General features: G+C 64.0%; 10 protein-coding genes. 5 read left to right on the forward strand and 5 right to left on the reverse strand.

Annotated features, from left to right (window positions below; all coding sequences use genetic code 11):
- Window positions 1-48 precede the first annotated feature (48 nt).
- From AC0L3S_RS00075 to AC0L3S_RS00085, 3 genes are all read right to left on the reverse strand, one after another.
- The gene (locus AC0L3S_RS00075) at window positions 49-1,677 is read right to left on the reverse strand and encodes an inorganic phosphate transporter (RefSeq protein ID WP_473277698.1); all 1,629 of its coding nucleotides are present in this window, start codon (window positions 1,675-1,677) and stop codon (window positions 49-51) included.
- 98 nt (window positions 1,678-1,775) lie between these two features.
- Window positions 1,776-3,221, reverse strand: a complete 1,446-nt coding sequence (locus tag AC0L3S_RS00080; RefSeq protein WP_473263076.1) for a UdgX family uracil-DNA binding protein — start codon at window positions 3,219-3,221, stop codon at window positions 1,776-1,778.
- The gene (locus AC0L3S_RS00085) at window positions 3,221-4,456 is read right to left on the reverse strand and encodes a putative DNA modification/repair radical SAM protein (RefSeq protein WP_473277699.1); all 1,236 of its coding nucleotides are present in this window, start codon (window positions 4,454-4,456) and stop codon (window positions 3,221-3,223) included. The genes AC0L3S_RS00080 and AC0L3S_RS00085 overlap by 1 nt, the downstream gene beginning before the upstream one ends.
- 162 nt (window positions 4,457-4,618) lie before the next feature.
- Between AC0L3S_RS00085 and AC0L3S_RS00090 the strand changes: the two genes are divergently transcribed.
- From AC0L3S_RS00090 to AC0L3S_RS00100, 3 genes are read left to right on the forward strand one after another with little or no spacing between them, the layout of a single operon-like run.
- Window positions 4,619-5,407, forward strand: coding sequence for an ImuA family protein (locus tag AC0L3S_RS00090; RefSeq protein ID WP_473277700.1), 789 nt, complete (start codon window positions 4,619-4,621; stop codon window positions 5,405-5,407).
- Window positions 5,304-6,896, forward strand: a complete 1,593-nt coding sequence (locus AC0L3S_RS00095; RefSeq protein ID WP_473277701.1) for a Y-family DNA polymerase — start codon at window positions 5,304-5,306, stop codon at window positions 6,894-6,896. Before AC0L3S_RS00090 ends, AC0L3S_RS00095 begins: the two co-directional genes overlap by 104 nt.
- Complete coding sequence (locus AC0L3S_RS00100) at window positions 6,893-10,261, forward strand: error-prone DNA polymerase (RefSeq protein WP_473277702.1); 3,369 nt, start codon at window positions 6,893-6,895, stop codon at window positions 10,259-10,261. The genes AC0L3S_RS00095 and AC0L3S_RS00100 overlap by 4 nt, the downstream gene beginning before the upstream one ends.
- Before the next feature lie 181 nt (window positions 10,262-10,442).
- On the opposite strand, the gene AC0L3S_RS00105 is transcribed toward AC0L3S_RS00100, so the two are convergent.
- Complete coding sequence (locus AC0L3S_RS00105; RefSeq protein WP_007593601.1) at window positions 10,443-11,213, reverse strand: SDR family NAD(P)-dependent oxidoreductase; 771 nt, start codon at window positions 11,211-11,213, stop codon at window positions 10,443-10,445.
- A gap of 228 nt (window positions 11,214-11,441) precedes the next feature.
- Window positions 11,442-11,729, reverse strand: coding sequence for a hypothetical protein (locus AC0L3S_RS00110; protein WP_473277703.1), 288 nt, complete (start codon window positions 11,727-11,729; stop codon window positions 11,442-11,444).
- A gap of 54 nt (window positions 11,730-11,783) precedes the next feature.
- Between AC0L3S_RS00110 and AC0L3S_RS00115 the strand changes: the two genes are divergently transcribed.
- Window positions 11,784-13,196, forward strand: coding sequence for a CoA transferase (locus tag AC0L3S_RS00115; RefSeq protein ID WP_473277704.1), 1,413 nt, complete (start codon window positions 11,784-11,786; stop codon window positions 13,194-13,196).
- A gap of 145 nt (window positions 13,197-13,341) precedes the next feature.
- Window positions 13,342-14,586 carry an efflux RND transporter periplasmic adaptor subunit gene (locus AC0L3S_RS00120; protein WP_473263083.1) on the forward strand — a complete coding sequence of 415 codons (1,245 nt, stop codon included), beginning with the start codon at window positions 13,342-13,344 and terminating at the stop codon, window positions 14,584-14,586.
- Window positions 14,587-14,590: the final 4 nt, after the last annotated feature.

Raw genomic sequence — 14,590 nt, forward strand, 5'->3', positions numbered from 1 at the left:
CTCTGCTCGGAGCGGGCCTCCTGGCTATCAGCGGTGCCGGTCTTTGGCTCAGAAGATCCGCGAGAAGATCACGTACAGTGTGCCTGACAACAGGATGGCGACCGGCAAGGTCAGCACCCAGGCCATCACCATGTTCCTGATGGTGGCGACCTGGAGACCCGAACCGTTCGCGGCCATGGTGCCGGCGACGCCGGACGACAGCACGTGGGTGGTCGAGACCGGCAGGCCGAACACGTCGGCGGCGCCGATCGTGGCGGCGGCGACGAGCTCGGCGGAGGCACCCTGCGCGTAGGTGAGATGGGTCTTGCCGATCTTCTCGCCGACGGTCACGACGATGCGCTTCCAGCCGATCATGGTGCCGAGGCCGAGCGCGATGGCGACCGCGACCTTCACCCAGGTCGGGATGAACTTGGTCGCGCTGTCGAGCCCGCCCTTGTAGGCGTTCAAGGTCGCGACCTCGTCCTTGCTAAGGTCGTTTTCCTTGTCCTTCATCAGGAAGCGGATCGCTTCCGAAGTCAGGTACATGTCGTTGCGGGTATTGCCGACGACTTCCGCCGGCACCTTGTTCAGCGAACCGTATTTCGCGACCTGCTCGCCGACATCCTTCACCAGCACTGCCAGCGAAGGATAAGTGCCTTCGCTGATGTGATGCGAGGTGACGTACTGCGTCACCGCAGGACGGGGGTCGCCAATGATCGCATGGCCGGCGCCCTTGGCCGCAACCACCTTGGAGGCGGCTTCCGAGACCTTCGCGAACTGGGCGACCTGCGACTCCGGCAATGCGCGGTTGAGAGCATAGGCCGTGGGCACGGTGCCGATCAGGATCAGCATGATCAGGCCCATGCCCTTCTGGCCGTCGTTCGAGCCGTGGGCGAAGCTGACGCCGGTGCAGGTCAGGATCAGCAGGCCGCGAATCCAGATCGGCGGGGCTTTGTTGCCCTCAGGAGCGGCATAGAGCGCCGGGTTCTTGATCATCAGCTTGAGCAGCAGCAGCAGGCCGGCGGCGCAGACGAAGCCGACCAGCGGTGACAGCAGGAGCGCATAGCCGATCTCCGTGGCCTTGCCCCAGTCCACACCCGAGGTGCCGTCGCGGCCGCGCATCAGCGCGTTCGCGACGCCGACGCCGATGATCGAGCCGATCAGCGTATGCGAGGAGGAGGCCGGCAGGCCGAAATACCAGGTGCCGAGGTTCCAAAGGATCGCGGCGATCAGCAGCGCGAACACCATCGCGAAGCCGGCGCTGGAGCCGACTTGCAGGATCAGCTCGACCGGCAGCAGCGAGACGATGCCGAAGGCGACGGCGCCGGACGAGAGCAGCACGCCGAGGAAGTTGAAGAAGCCCGACCACATCACCGCGACTTCGGCCGGCAGCGAATGGGTGTAGATCACGGTCGCAACTGCGTTGGCGGTGTCGTGGAAGCCGTTGACGAATTCGAAGCCGAGCGCGATCAGGAGGGCAACGATAAGGAGGATATAGGGCAGGTAGCTCGTGACCCGCGTGCCGGTCGCATCGACATCCGAATAGATGCTGTAGGCCACATAGAGCAGGCCCGCGGCGAGGATGCCGAAGAACAGGATCAGTGTCAGCGGATTGAAGCCCTTGTCGAGATTTGGCCGCGAGGCCGGCTGGATCGGCGCGGGATCGGCTACCGCGCGGTCGAATGCAACATCGGTCATGTCTGGACGCCCCTTAACTTTCTGTAAGGGCTATTGTCCCCGATGGATTTGAAGGCTGGATGACAAGCAGCGGTGGAAACCCTTTTTCCCGCCGTTCTTTACGCGGCGCGCGCGGCTTTCTTCTGCAACCCGGCGACGATCTTCAAATCTTCGACAAAGCGCTGATATTCCAGCACCTTGGCTTCCGGATCGGGCAACCGCAGCAGATAGGACGGGTGCACCGTCACCAGCGCCTTGTGACCGTCGGGCAGGTCGATCAGCCGGCCGCGGTTCTTTCCGATCGGGGTGATCTTGCCGAATACGCTCTGCGCGGCGGTCGCGCCCATCGCGACGATGAGATCGGGTTGGATGACGGAGACTTCCCGCTCATACCACTGTCGGCAGGCCTTTATCTCCGGCGTGTTCGGCTTCTGATGCAGGCGGATTTTGCCGCGCGGCACGAATTTGAAGTGCTTCACCGCGTTGGTGACATAGACCTTCTTGCGATCGACGCCGGCCTCCTGCAGCGCCCGGTCGAGCATCTGGCCGGCCGGACCGACGAAGGGATGGCCGGCGAGGTCTTCCTTGTCGCCGGGCTGTTCGCCGACCAGCATGATATTGGCGGACCTCGGGCCCTCGCCGAACACGGTCTGGGTCGCGTCCTTGTAGAGATGGCAGGCGCGGCAATGGGCGGCCTCCTCGCGGAGCGCTTCGAGATCGTCGGGAGCAAGCTTGCGTTTCATCGGAGCCTCCGGCCGCTTTTGAGGCTTGTGTGGATCGGTTGCGGCATTGGCGATCATGGCGCCGGTCATGCGTTCGGCGTCCTCGATCAAGGGCTTAATGATCGAAGCCTCGGGCAGGTTCCTCCAATATTTCTTCGGCATCTCCGTTTGCATCGCCTTCACCTTCAGGCGGGCCGGATTGAAGATGCTGGCGTAGTAACGCCGCCAGGTTTCCTCCAGCCGGTCTTCGCTCGGCGCCTCGCTCTTGCTGACGCCTGATGTGAACGAGAGCGCGTGGCCATCCCAATGTGCGCACAAATCCGCCGTCAGGATCGACCAGGGCATGTCGGCAAAGCGCTTGGCGAAAAACGGCGCCGCGAGCTCGACGATATGATGCTCCGGCTCGAACCACGCGACGTAATGTGCTTCGCGTTCCCTGCCGATCTCGCGGAAGCGCACGAAGGCATGCATCTTGTGCTCGTCGCGGTAGACCGCCTTTGCCATGGCCGTGACTTGCGCGACATCGGCATCGGTCGCGACCTCGATGAGGTCGTGATTGCCCTTCAGCCGAAACAGCAGGCGATAGAGGATCGCGAAACGCTCGGGATCGCGATGCAGGATCGCGGCCTTGGCGAGCTCGACGAATTTTGCAGGCACGTTGAAGGTGCCGTCGCCAGCCGCCGGCGGCGGAGGAGACGGCGAGGGCGTCGCGAACAGCTCCGCTTCGCCGCCCTGCACGGCCCAGGTGACATCGGCCGGTTTCACCTGATGAAGCACGAGGCTACGCGCGGCTTTGCGCCAGCCGTCGAAATCGGTTTCGTTCTCGAGGGTGATGTACTGCATCAGAAGCCAAATCCCAGTTGTGTTGCCTTCGGCTTGAATCGTTCGATCAGCCGTGCCTCGTCGAGGCGATGTGGCGCGGGCCGGTGATCGCTGAGGACGATGAACGGCAGCGCCTTGTTGCGGGGCACATGCAGCCGCGCGAGATCGGCGATGCGGATCGTGGTCGTGCGTCGCGTCGCGATGATGCGCTCGACCGCCTTGGTGCCGAAGCCCGGCACGCGCAACAATTCTTCGCGGCTGGCGCGGTTGACGTCGAGCGGGAAGCGGTCGCGGTGGCGCAGCGCCCAGGCGAGTTTTGGATCGATGTCGAGCGGCAGCATCGCGCTGTCGTCGACGATCTCGCCGACGTCGAAGCCGTAGAACCGCATCAGCCAATCGGCCTGATAGAGTCGGTGCTCGCGCAGCAAGGGCGGCGCGCGCAGAGGCAGCGCGCGGCTGGCATCGGGGATCGGACTGAACGCGGAATAATAGACGCGCCTCAGCCGATATGAACCGTAGAGATTGGCGCTGGTGTGGAGGATGGTGTGGTCGGAGGCCGCGTCGGCGCCGACGATCATCTGCGTGCTCTGGCCGGCCGGCGCGAAGCGCTGCGGCTTGGCTTTCGTCTTCGCGCTGCGGCTTTCCTCGGCCTCGTCCAGCTTCAGCCGCAGCCGGCCCATGGTGCGGCGGATCGCGCGCACGTCTTTCTCGGGCGCGAATTGCTGCAGGCTCGTCTCCTGTGGCATCTCGATGTTGATGGAGAGACGGTCGGCATATTTGCCGGCCTCGGAGATCAATGCATCGTCGGCCTCGGGGATAGTCTTGAGATGGATGTAGCCGCGGAAGTGATGCTCCTCGCGCAGTTTGCGCGCGACGCTCACCACCTGCTCCATGGTGTAGTCGGGGTTGCGGATGATGCCAGAGGAGAGAAACAGTCCCTCGATGTAATTGCGCCGGTAGAAGTCGAGCGTCAGCTTGACCACTTCGTCGATGGTGAAGCGGGCACGTCGCACGTTGGAGGAGGCGCGGTTGACGCAATAGAGGCAATCGTAATTGCAGGCGTTGGTCAGCAGCACTTTGAGCAGCGAGATGCAGCGGCCGTCCGGCGCGTAGGAATGGCAGATGCCCATGCCGGGCGCGGTCGAGCCCATGCCCTTGCCGTCGCTGGAATCCCGCCTCTCGGTGCCGCTGGAGGCGCAGGACGCGTCGTACTTGGCGGCGTCCGCCAGGATTTCCAGCTTGCGTTGCACGTCCATATCGGAATCCCTTTGATTCAGCTCATGAATCCCAAGGCCCGCCAATTCGATTGACTCCCGGGGTGTCGTTAGCTTTATATTAGAACATATCATGAACAAATGAGCTAGCCGCTGGTTCTCTTTTTGAGAGCCACCGGCAATCACCCTTGAGGAGCGGCGTATATGAGCGGCGCACGAACAAGCGCGCTTGCAGCCTTGCGCGGCCAGATCGAGCGCATCGAGACGGCGGAGGTCGTGCATCATCGCGACCGTGTCGCGCTCGGCCATAGCGAAGTCGACAGCGCGCTGAAGGGCGGGCTCGCACGCGCGGCAATCCACGAGGTATTTTGCGAAGGACGTCAGGGCGCGGCCGCGACCGGCTTTGTCACCGGACTTGCGGGGCGCATGACGGCACGCAAACCGCTGCTGTGGGTGCGGCAGGATTTTTCGGACATTGAAACCGGTGCGCTGTCGATGAGCGGGCTCGCCGAGATCGGTCTCGATCCGCGCCGCATGGTGATGGTGCGCGCCGCCGACGTGGAGAGTGCGCTGCGGACGTCGGCCGATGCGCTCGCCTGCGATGCGCTTGGCGCCGTCGTGCTCGAGCTCTGGGGCGAGACCAGGCAGTTTGATCTTGTGGCGAGCCGCAAGCTGACGCTGGCTGTGCAGTCTTCTGGTGTCACCGGCTTGCTGCTGCGGATGGCCGCGCAACCTTTGCCCTCAACCGCCGAGACCAGATGGATGCTTCGCGCGGCGCATTCGTCGCCGGGCGCGATGTGGAGCGCTTGGGGGGCGCCGCGCTTCGATGCCGAGCTCCTGCGCAATCGTCATGGCCCGTGCGGCCGGTGGATCATGGAATGGAAATGTGATGAGTGCCAGTTCTCTGAATCGTCGGCGTATCCTCAGCCTGTGGCTGCCGCGCCTGCCCATCGATCGGATCCAGCGGTTCTTCGACGGCGTCGGGCTGGGTAGAACCAATGATCCGAGCATTGTCGTCATCAAGGACAGCAACGCGTTGGTGATCCATGCGCTGGACGAGGCCGCCGAGCGCCTCGGTCTGTATATCGGCCAACCCCTGGCCAATGCCCGGGCGATGTGTCCGGATCTAAAGGTGTTCGACGCCGATGCCGTGGCTGATGCGAAGACGATCGGCGACATCGCCGACTGGTGCGACCGCTTCACGCCGCTTGTAGCGCTCGATCCGCCGCACGGGTTGTTTCTCGACATCACCGGCTGCGCGCATCTGTTTGGCGGCGAGGCTGCGCTGTTGCAAACCCTTGTCCGTGCCCTCGATCGCCAGGGCTTTGCCGTCAGCGCGGCGATCGCCGGTACCTCGGTCTGCGCGCGCACGCTGACGCGGCAATCTTCAGGGACCATCGTTGCCGATGGCGGGGAGGCGGCGGCAATCAGCCGGTTTCCGGTGTCCGCGCTCGGCGCGGGCGAGACTATCAGCACCGGCCTGCGCCGCGCCGGCCTGAAAACCATCGGCGATGTCGCCTCGCGCATGCCGAGCGAAATCACGGCGCGGTTCGGTGCGCGGTTCTCCACGTTGCTCGCGCATGCGCTGGGGCAGGGCGATGCGCCGATCAATCCACGAAAGCCGCTGCCCGATTACATCGTGGAGAAACGCTTTGCCGAGCCGATCGCGACCGACACCATGATCGCGATGACGCTGTCGCGTCTCGCCGACACGTTGATCGCGTCGATGGAGAAGCAGGGCAAGGGCGCGCGACGGTTAGAGGCCACCTTCTTCCGCACCGACGGCGCGGTGCGCGCGATCATGGTCGAGACCGGGCGGCCGGTGACGCGGAGCGCGGTCATCGACCGGCTGTTCCGCGAGCGCCTCGATGCACTCGCCGATCCGCTCGATCCCGGCTTCGGCTTCGACATGGTACGGCTGTCGGCAAGCCGCACCGAGATCGTGGTGCAGGAGCAGCGCGATCTCGACGCCCATGTCCACGACAATGACGAGCTTGCCGCGCTGATCGACCGCATCGCCGCGCGCATCGGCGGAAAGCGCGTCGTCGTGCATCTGCCTGAGGATACCCATATCCCTGAGTGTGCGGTGCTGGCGGCGCCGGCACAACATCATCTCGCCGTGGCGATGCAGGCCGAATGGCCCGCGCGCACTGAAAGTGAGCCGCCGCTGCGTCCGTTGCGGCTGTTCGACAAGCCTGAGCCGATCAATGTGCCGTTCGCGACCGTGCCCGACGGCCCGCCGCATCAATTCACCTGGCGCCGCGCGCAGCATGCGGTGGTGCGGGTGGAAGGCCCCGAGCGCATCGCCATGGAATGGTGGCGGCAGGACGGCAAGCAACTGACGCGGGATTATTTCCGCATCGAGGATGCCGAAGGCCTGCGCTTCTGGATCTTTCGCGATGGTCTTTACGAGGGGGAGTGCTTCGACGGCGACGGCAAGCCCGTTCCTCCCGGTTGGTATGTGCACGGTCTCTTCGCATGACTACGCCAGCTTATGCCGAGATCGGCATCACTACGAATTTCTCCTTCCTGCGCGGCGGCTCGGATCCGCGCGACTATGTGCATCAGGCCAGCATCCTCGGCATTCCCGTGATCGGCATTGCCGATCACAACACGCTCGCCGGTGTGGTACGCGCCTACAAGGAGCTCGACAATGACAAGGTGCTGCACAAGCCGAAGCTTCTGATCGGCACCCGCATCGTCTTCATCGACGGCACGCCGGATATCCTGGTCTATCCGCGTGACCGCGCCGCCTATGGCCGGCTGTGCCAGCTTCTCACCCGGGGCAAGCGCGGCGACGACATCACGCGGATCGCGAAGGGCGAATGCCATCTCACCTTCGCCGATCTCCTTGCGTTTTCCGAAGGCCAGCTCCTGATCCTGACGCTGCCGCATCGCTTCGATACGGCGCAAGCGCAGGACACCCTCGCCAAGCTGAAGGCAAGTCGCGCCGAGGGCGTGTGGCTGGCGGCGAGCCTGGTCTATCGCGGTGACGACCGCCGCCGCCTCGCGCAGCTCGATGATCTCGCCTCAAAAGCAAAAGTGCCGCTGCTTGCGACCAACGAGGTGCTCTATCACCACCCCGCGCGCCGTCCCCTACAGGACGTGCTGACCTGCATCCGGGAAAAGACCACGATCGAGGCGGTCGGCCGGAAGCTGGAAGGCAATGCAGAACGGTTTCTGAAGGCGCCCAGGGAGATGGCGCGGCTGTTCCGCGATTTCCCTGAGGCTGCCGCGGAGACCATGCGTTTTGCGGACAAGATCACCTTCTCGCTCGACCAGCTCAAATACCAGTATCCGGATGAGCCGGTACCACGGGGCAAGACCGCGCAAGGGCATCTGGAGGATTTGACCTGGGCGGGTGTCGACAAATATTTTGGCGGCGAGATCGACGACAAGCTGCGCGCCACCCTGAAGAAAGAGCTCGCGCTGATTGCCGAACTGAAATACGCGCATTACTTCCTCACCGTGCACGACATCGTGCATTACGCGCGCAGCCAGAACATTTTATGCCAGGGGCGGGGATCGGCGGCGAATTCGGCGGTCTGTTACGTGCTCGGCATCACCTCGGTCGACCCGACCAAAGTCGATCTGCTGTTCGAGCGCTTCATCTCCAAGGAGCGGCTGGAGCCGCCCGACATCGACGTCGATTTCGAGCATTCGCGGCGCGAGGAGGTGATGCAATATGTCTATCGTCGTTACGGCCGCCATCGCGCCGCAATCATCGCCACCGTCATTCATTATCGCCCGCGCAGCGCCATCCGCGACGTCGGCAAGGCGCTGGGCCTGACCGAGGATGTCACCGCGGCACTCGCCGACACCGTCTGGGGAAGCTGGGGCAAGGGCCTCAACGACATGCAGGTCAGGCAGGCCGGCCTCGATCCGCAAAATTCCATGATCAACCTCGCGGTCGAGCTCGCGACCGAGCTGATCGAATTCCCGCGTCATCTGTCCCAGCATGTCGGCGGCTATGTGCTCACGCAAGACCGGCTCGACACCTATGTGCCGATCGGCAATGCCGCGATGGATGATCGCACCTTCATCGAATGGGACAAGGACGATGTCGACGCGCTCAGCATGATGAAGGTCGACGTGCTCGCGCTGGGCATGCTCACCTGCATCCGCAAGTGCTTTGATCTGATCGAGCAGCACAAGGGTGAACGCTGGATGCTGGCGAGCGTCCCGCAGGATGATTCCAAAGTCTACGACATGCTGTGCGACGGGGAGTCGCTCGGCGTGTTCCAAGTCGAGAGCCGCGCCCAGATGAACATGTTGCCACGGCTGAAGCCACGGACCTTCTACGATCTCGTCATCGAGGTCGCGATCGTGCGGCCGGGGCCGATCCAGGGCGACATGGTGCATCCCTATTTGCGGCGGCGGAACGGCTTGGAAAAAGTGAACTATCCATCGCCGTCACCGGAGCATGGCGACAAGGACGAGCTTTACAATGTGCTGCACAAAACGTTGGGCGTGCCGCTGTTCCAGGAGCAGGCGATGCGCATTGCGATCGAGGCGGCAAAATTCACCTCCGAGGAAGCCAACGGCCTGCGCCGCTCGATGGCGACCTTCCGCAATGTCGGCACCATCGGCCAATACGAGGAGAAGCTGATCGGCAACATGGTCGCGCGCGGCTACGATCCGAACTTCGCCAAAAGCTGCTTCGACCAGATCAAGGGCTTTGGCTCCTACGGTTTTCCGGAGAGCCATGCCGCAAGCTTCGCGCAGCTTGTCTACATTTCCTCATGGCTGAAGCATTATCACCCTGATGCATTCTGCTGCGGCCTGCTGAACTCGCAGCCGATGGGCTTCTACGCGCCGGCCCAGATCGTCGGTGATGCCCGCAAGAACGGCGTCGAGGTGCGCGAGATCGATGTGACCTACAGTTTTGCGCAGAGCACGCTGGAGCAGGGAAACGGCGGATATTGCGCGGTACGTCTCGGCTTCCGCCAGATCGAGGGTTTCCACTGGCTGGATGAGGATGAGGAAAGGCTCAAAAGAGGCGCGTCCCGGAATGACCATGTGGAGAGAGCGCCCGACTGGGCCGATCGCATCGTCGCCGCCCGCAACCGCCGGCCCTTCACCTCTCTGGAAGACTTCGCTCGCGACACCGGACTGCCCAAGCGCGCGCTGATCCTGCTCGCGGATGCCGACGCGTTCCGCTCGCTCGGGCTCGACCGCCGCGAGGCGCTGTGGCAGGTGCGGCGCCTGCCCGACGATGTGCCGCTGCCGCTGTTCGAGGTGGCCGCCGCGCGCGAGCAGCCGGACGAGCACGCCAGGCCGTTGCCGGTGATGCCGCGCGCCGAACAGGTGGTCGCGGACTACCAGACCATTCGGTTATCGCTGAAGGGGCATCCGATGGAATTTTTGCGCGAGATGTTTACGCGCGAGCGCATCGTCGCCTGCAAGGACATCAATCATGAGAACGAGCGGCGCCGCGTCCGCTGTGCCGGCGTCGTGCTAGTACGGCAGCGACCGGGCAGCGCCAGCGGCGTCGTGTTCATGACACTGGAGGACGAAACCGGCATCGCCAATGTCGTGGTGTGGCCGAAGATCATGGAGCAGTACCGGAAAGAAGTGATGGGCGCACGCCTCATCCTGGTCGAGGGCTACATCCAGAGCAGCCCAGAAAAGGTGACGCACCTCATTGCCCAGCGCATGATCGACCGCTCGCACGATCTGGTCGGCCTCGCCAACGACGCCCTCGGCCGCAAGCATCCGGTGCCGGCAGGCGCCGCCCCGATCGAGCCGCTCAACGACGATCCCCGCGCCCACCCGGATGCGCCCGCGCAAAAACTTCGCCATCCCCGCAACGTCCGCATCCTGCCGCCGTCGCGGGACTTTCATTGAGGGTGTGGGCCGCGCCGCTCTCGCACCGTCACCCTGAGGTGGCCGCTTCTTCAGCGGCCCTCGAAGGGCGACGGCCCGGCTGCCAGCTCGGCCATTCATCCTTCGAGGCTCTTCTTGCGATGCTTTGCATCGCAAGCTTCGCACCTCAGGATGACGGAAAGGCAGGGACGCGCATGCCCGCCTAGAAATTCACCCGGTTCGAGATCGCGCCGTCCACCACCAGATTCGAGCCCGTGGTGAACCCCGACACCGGGCTTGCCAGAAACACCGCTGCGCTCGCGATCTCCTGTGGCGTGGCCATGCGGCCGGTGGGGTTACGCTTCATCGCATCATTGTAGCGCTCGGGCATGTTCTGCTCGATCGTATTCCAGACGCCGCCCTTGAAATAGACCGTGCCGGGCGAGACCACGTTGACGCGAATCTTCTTCTTCGCGTACTGCCGCGCAAGCCCCTTGGCCATGTGGATCAACGCCGCCTTGATCGGGCCGTAGGAGCTCGCCGTGTCCGCTTGCGCCGCTGAGATCGAGGAGATGATGACGAAGGCGGCGTCGCCGCTGCTCGCACCGCTGGCCTCGAGGAACGGCCGCGCGGCGTCGAACGCGTGCACGGCGCCGAGCAGGTCGAGCCGAAAATTCTGTTCCCACGATGCGGCATCATGGCCCTGCGCCATGGCGCCCGCGTTGGAGAACAGCATGTCGATGCCGCCAAGCTCCTTTGCCGCGCTCTCGATCCAGGATTTCAGTGCCGCGCCGTCGGTGACATCGACGGGGCCGCCGGTCGCGCGGATCCCGCTGGCCTTCAACTCCGTAACGGTAGCGGCAACCTGATCGGCGTTGCGTGCACACACCGCGACATTGCTGCCTTCGCCGGCCAGCGTCGCCGCAATCGCCCGCCCGATGCCGCGCGTGCCGCCAAGCACGACGGCGTTCTTGCCCTTGAGACCGAGATCCATTGTTTGGTTTTCCTTTTTGTTGGTCGCCCGCTGTCGTCGCGAACAAAGCGCAGTGCCTCTCCAATGTCGTCCTGGCGAAAGCCAGGACCCATTACCACAAACCTCCGTTGCTGTGCGATGCTGTGGCCAAAGCGCATTTCAACAACAATCGACCGGGGTAATGGGTCCTGGCTTTCGCCAGGACGACGCCGAGCATGTGGTCGATCGCGCCGCTCACATCGAGGGCCCTCACTCCGGTGCCGCGCCCACCGGCGGGCCGCCGGGCGGGCGGTGCAGGTACGTCAGGGAGACGTAGGCGCCGGCCCAGGAGCCGATCGCTGCGAAAGCCACATAGAAAGCATTCTCGGTGTAGCTGATTACCGCATAGGACGAGAGCATGTACCAGACCGCGCTCCAGTTCGCCGCGGGCACGCGCTTGCGCGCGATCACGGCCGAGGTGAACATGACATAGACCGCGTCGGTGGCTGCCGTTGCGATGAACACGGCGCTTGCGGTGAGGGGATCGATGGCGGCCATTGCATGTCCTTATGTGCTAATGAGATGATCGCAAACTAAGGGGAGAGAAGGGTCATGCAAAGCCCCGCCGAGATTCTCAGTGGTATCTGGACGTCCGCCGCCGGTGACGCCGCCGCGCTTGCGCGCGTGCGGCTGATGGGCGAGGAGCCGCAAATCCCGTCTTCGTTCCGCGTCGCAATTGCCGGCCAGACAACGATCGCCGCCGCCAGCCTCGCCGCCGCCGAAATCTGGAGATTGCACAGCGGCGAGGCGCAGGACGTTAGCGTCGACCTGCGCCATGCCGTCGCCGAATGCCGCTCCGAGCGCTACTTGCGCGTTGACGACAAGCCACCGCCGCCCGCCTGGGACGCCATCGCCGGCGTCTACAGAACCGGCGACAACCGCTTCGTCCGCTGCCACACCAATTTCCCGCATCATCGCGACGCCGTCTGCAAGGTGCTTGGCTGCGAGCCCGAGCGCGAGAAGGTGCAGGCCGCATTGATGCAATGGAAGGGCGAGGATTTCGAGACCGCGGCCTACGCCGCGGGCGGCGTCGTTGCGCTAATGCGGAGTTACGACGAATGGTCGGCGCTGCCGCAGGCCCGCGCGCTTGCCGAATTGCCGCTGGTCTCGATCGAGAAGATCGGCGAGGCCCCGCCGAAGCCATGGCCGCAACGACTGCCAAAAGGCGATCGCCCGCTCTCCGGCCTGCGCGTGCTCGATCTTTCGCGCGTCATCGCGGGCCCCGTCGCCGGCCGCACGCTCGCCGCGCACGGCGCGGATGTGCTGCTCGTGTCAGGCCCCGAACTGCCGGCCATTCCGTGGCTGACCATCGACACCGGCCGCGGCAAGCTCACCACCTTCATCGAGCTGAAGAGCGAGGCCGGACGTGCGCGGTTGCGCGAGCTCTTGAGAGACGCCGACATCTTCTCGCAAGGCTATCGCCCGCGCGCGCTTGCTGCTCTCGGCTTTACGCCGGAGGACGCGGCGACAATCAACCCCGGCATCGTCTACGTGACGCTGTCGGCCTATGGCCATGCCGGCCCCTGGGCGGAACGGCGCGGCTTCGATTCGCTCGTGCAGACCACGACCGGCTTCAACCATGCCGAGGGACAGGCTGCCGGCATTGATGGACCGAAAGAATTGCCGGCACAGATGCTCGACCACGCCACCGGCTATCTGATGGCGTTCGGCGCGATGATGGCCAAGGCCCGCCAGGCCCGCGAAGGCGGCAGCTGGCACGTGCGCGTGTCGCTGGCGCAGACCGGGCGCTGGCTGTGGAATCTCGGACGGCTCGAAAATGGCCTGAACACCCCGGATATTGCGGGCGAGGCCGTACATGCTGCATTCATCGAGAGCATGCCATCTGGCTTCGGCACGTTGAAGGCGGTGCGCCATTCGGCACTGCTGTCGAAGACGCCGGCGCAATGGAGCCGTCCGGCGAAGCCGCTCGGCAGCCATCCGGCAGAGTGGCCGGTGACAAGCTGACGTGAAGCTGACGTGTCGCAAATTTTTAACGCAAACCGAAAGGCCGCCGGCGTTTTTTAGGTTGTTTGAAATCACAATTCGGCACTATTAGCGCGACCGATGAGGCGGGCATCCGCCGGTATCATCGCAGATATGACCGGGCCCCATGGTAGTTGAAAATACCAAGCGATTGCAGGTGCTTACAAAACAACGGATGATTACATCCGTAGTTTTACTAGCTCTTGCCGGTGCCGGGGCCTACGGCTTCCTCCATGCGGGAGCCAAGGAGAAGAGCCACTCCGAGATCTCCAGCCAGTCGCGCAGAAATGCGCAGAACTTCACGCCGACGCCGTCGGAATGGGCGACGCTAACGATCGAGCCGGTCAAGGCCAAGACCTTCCGCGCCGAGTATGTCACCGAGGGCAAGGTCGCAGTCGACGAGGACCGTTCGACGCCGGTGTTTTCGCCCTATGCGGGTCGGGTGACCAAGCTGCTCGCCAAGCCCGGCGAGGTGCTGAAGCAAGGTCAACCGCTGTTCACAATCGAGGCCGCCGACACCGTGCAGGCCCAGAACGATTTCATTGCGGCGATGAGCTCGCAGAACAAGGCGAAGTCGGCGATCGATCTTGCCGACATCCAGTTCAAGCGCGCCAAGGACCTCTATGAGGGTCATGCCATCCCACTGAAGGACTATCAGCAGGCGGAAGCGACCCAGGTTCAGGCGCAGAACGACATGCGCTCCTCGACCACGGCGCTGGAAGCCGCGCGCAACAAGCTGCGTATCCTCGGCTTCACCGACGAGACCATCAAGGCGTTCCAGGACAAGGGCGTCATCAATCCGGAAGTCACGATCTATTCGCCGATCGCGGGCACGGTCGTGCAGCGTAAGATCGGCCCCGGCCAGTACGTCAATTCGGGCGCCAGCGATCCGGTCTTCGTCGTCGGCGACCTCTCCACGGTCTGGCTCACCGCCTTCGTGCGCGAGAGCGATGCGGCTGCCGTGTGCATCGGGCAGGACATCAGCGTCAACGTGATGGCGCTGCCGGGCCGCCCCTTGACTGCCAAGGTCAACTACGTCGCCGCCGCGATCGATCCGAACACCCGCCGCTTGTTGGTCCGCGCCACCATCGACAACAAGGACGGTCTGCTCAAGCCGGAGATGTTCGCCAACGTCACGATCTATTCGTTCGGCGACCGCGCCGCGCCAGCGGTACCGAAGCAGGCCTTGATCTACGAAGCCGACAAGGTCCGCCTCTGGGTCGCACGCGAGGACAAGTCGGTCGAGCTGCGCGAGATCAAGATCGGTCTCATCAATGGCAATCTCGTCGAGGTCACCAGCAATCTGAAGCCCGGCGAGCAGGTTGTCACCAAAGGCAGCCTGTTCATCGACCGCGCGGCGTCCGGCAGCTGATCGA

The sequence above is a fragment of the Bradyrhizobium sp. Ken01 genome, assembly GCF_055807355.1.

Coding starts and splice junctions, on each gene's coding strand:
- AC0L3S_RS00080 (WP_473263076.1), bottom strand. CDS start 3,221: ATGCAGTACATCACCCTCGAGAACGAAACCGATTTCGACGGCTGGCGC.
- AC0L3S_RS00075 (WP_473277698.1), bottom strand. CDS start 1,677: ATGACCGATGTTGCATTCGACCGCGCGGTAGCCGATCCCGCGCCGATC.
- AC0L3S_RS00085 (WP_473277699.1), bottom strand. CDS start 4,456: ATGGACGTGCAACGCAAGCTGGAAATCCTGGCGGACGCCGCCAAGTAC.
- AC0L3S_RS00110 (WP_473277703.1), bottom strand. CDS start 11,729: ATGGCCGCCATCGATCCCCTCACCGCAAGCGCCGTGTTCATCGCAACG.
- AC0L3S_RS00090 (WP_473277700.1), top strand. CDS start 4,619: ATGAGCGGCGCACGAACAAGCGCGCTTGCAGCCTTGCGCGGCCAGATC.
- AC0L3S_RS00095 (WP_473277701.1), top strand. CDS start 5,304: ATGAGTGCCAGTTCTCTGAATCGTCGGCGTATCCTCAGCCTGTGGCTG.
- AC0L3S_RS00100 (WP_473277702.1), top strand. CDS start 6,893: ATGACTACGCCAGCTTATGCCGAGATCGGCATCACTACGAATTTCTCC.
- AC0L3S_RS00120 (WP_473263083.1), top strand. CDS start 13,342: ATGGTAGTTGAAAATACCAAGCGATTGCAGGTGCTTACAAAACAACGG.
- AC0L3S_RS00115 (WP_473277704.1), top strand. CDS start 11,784: ATGCAAAGCCCCGCCGAGATTCTCAGTGGTATCTGGACGTCCGCCGCC.
- AC0L3S_RS00105 (WP_007593601.1), bottom strand. CDS start 11,213: ATGGATCTCGGTCTCAAGGGCAAGAACGCCGTCGTGCTTGGCGGCACG.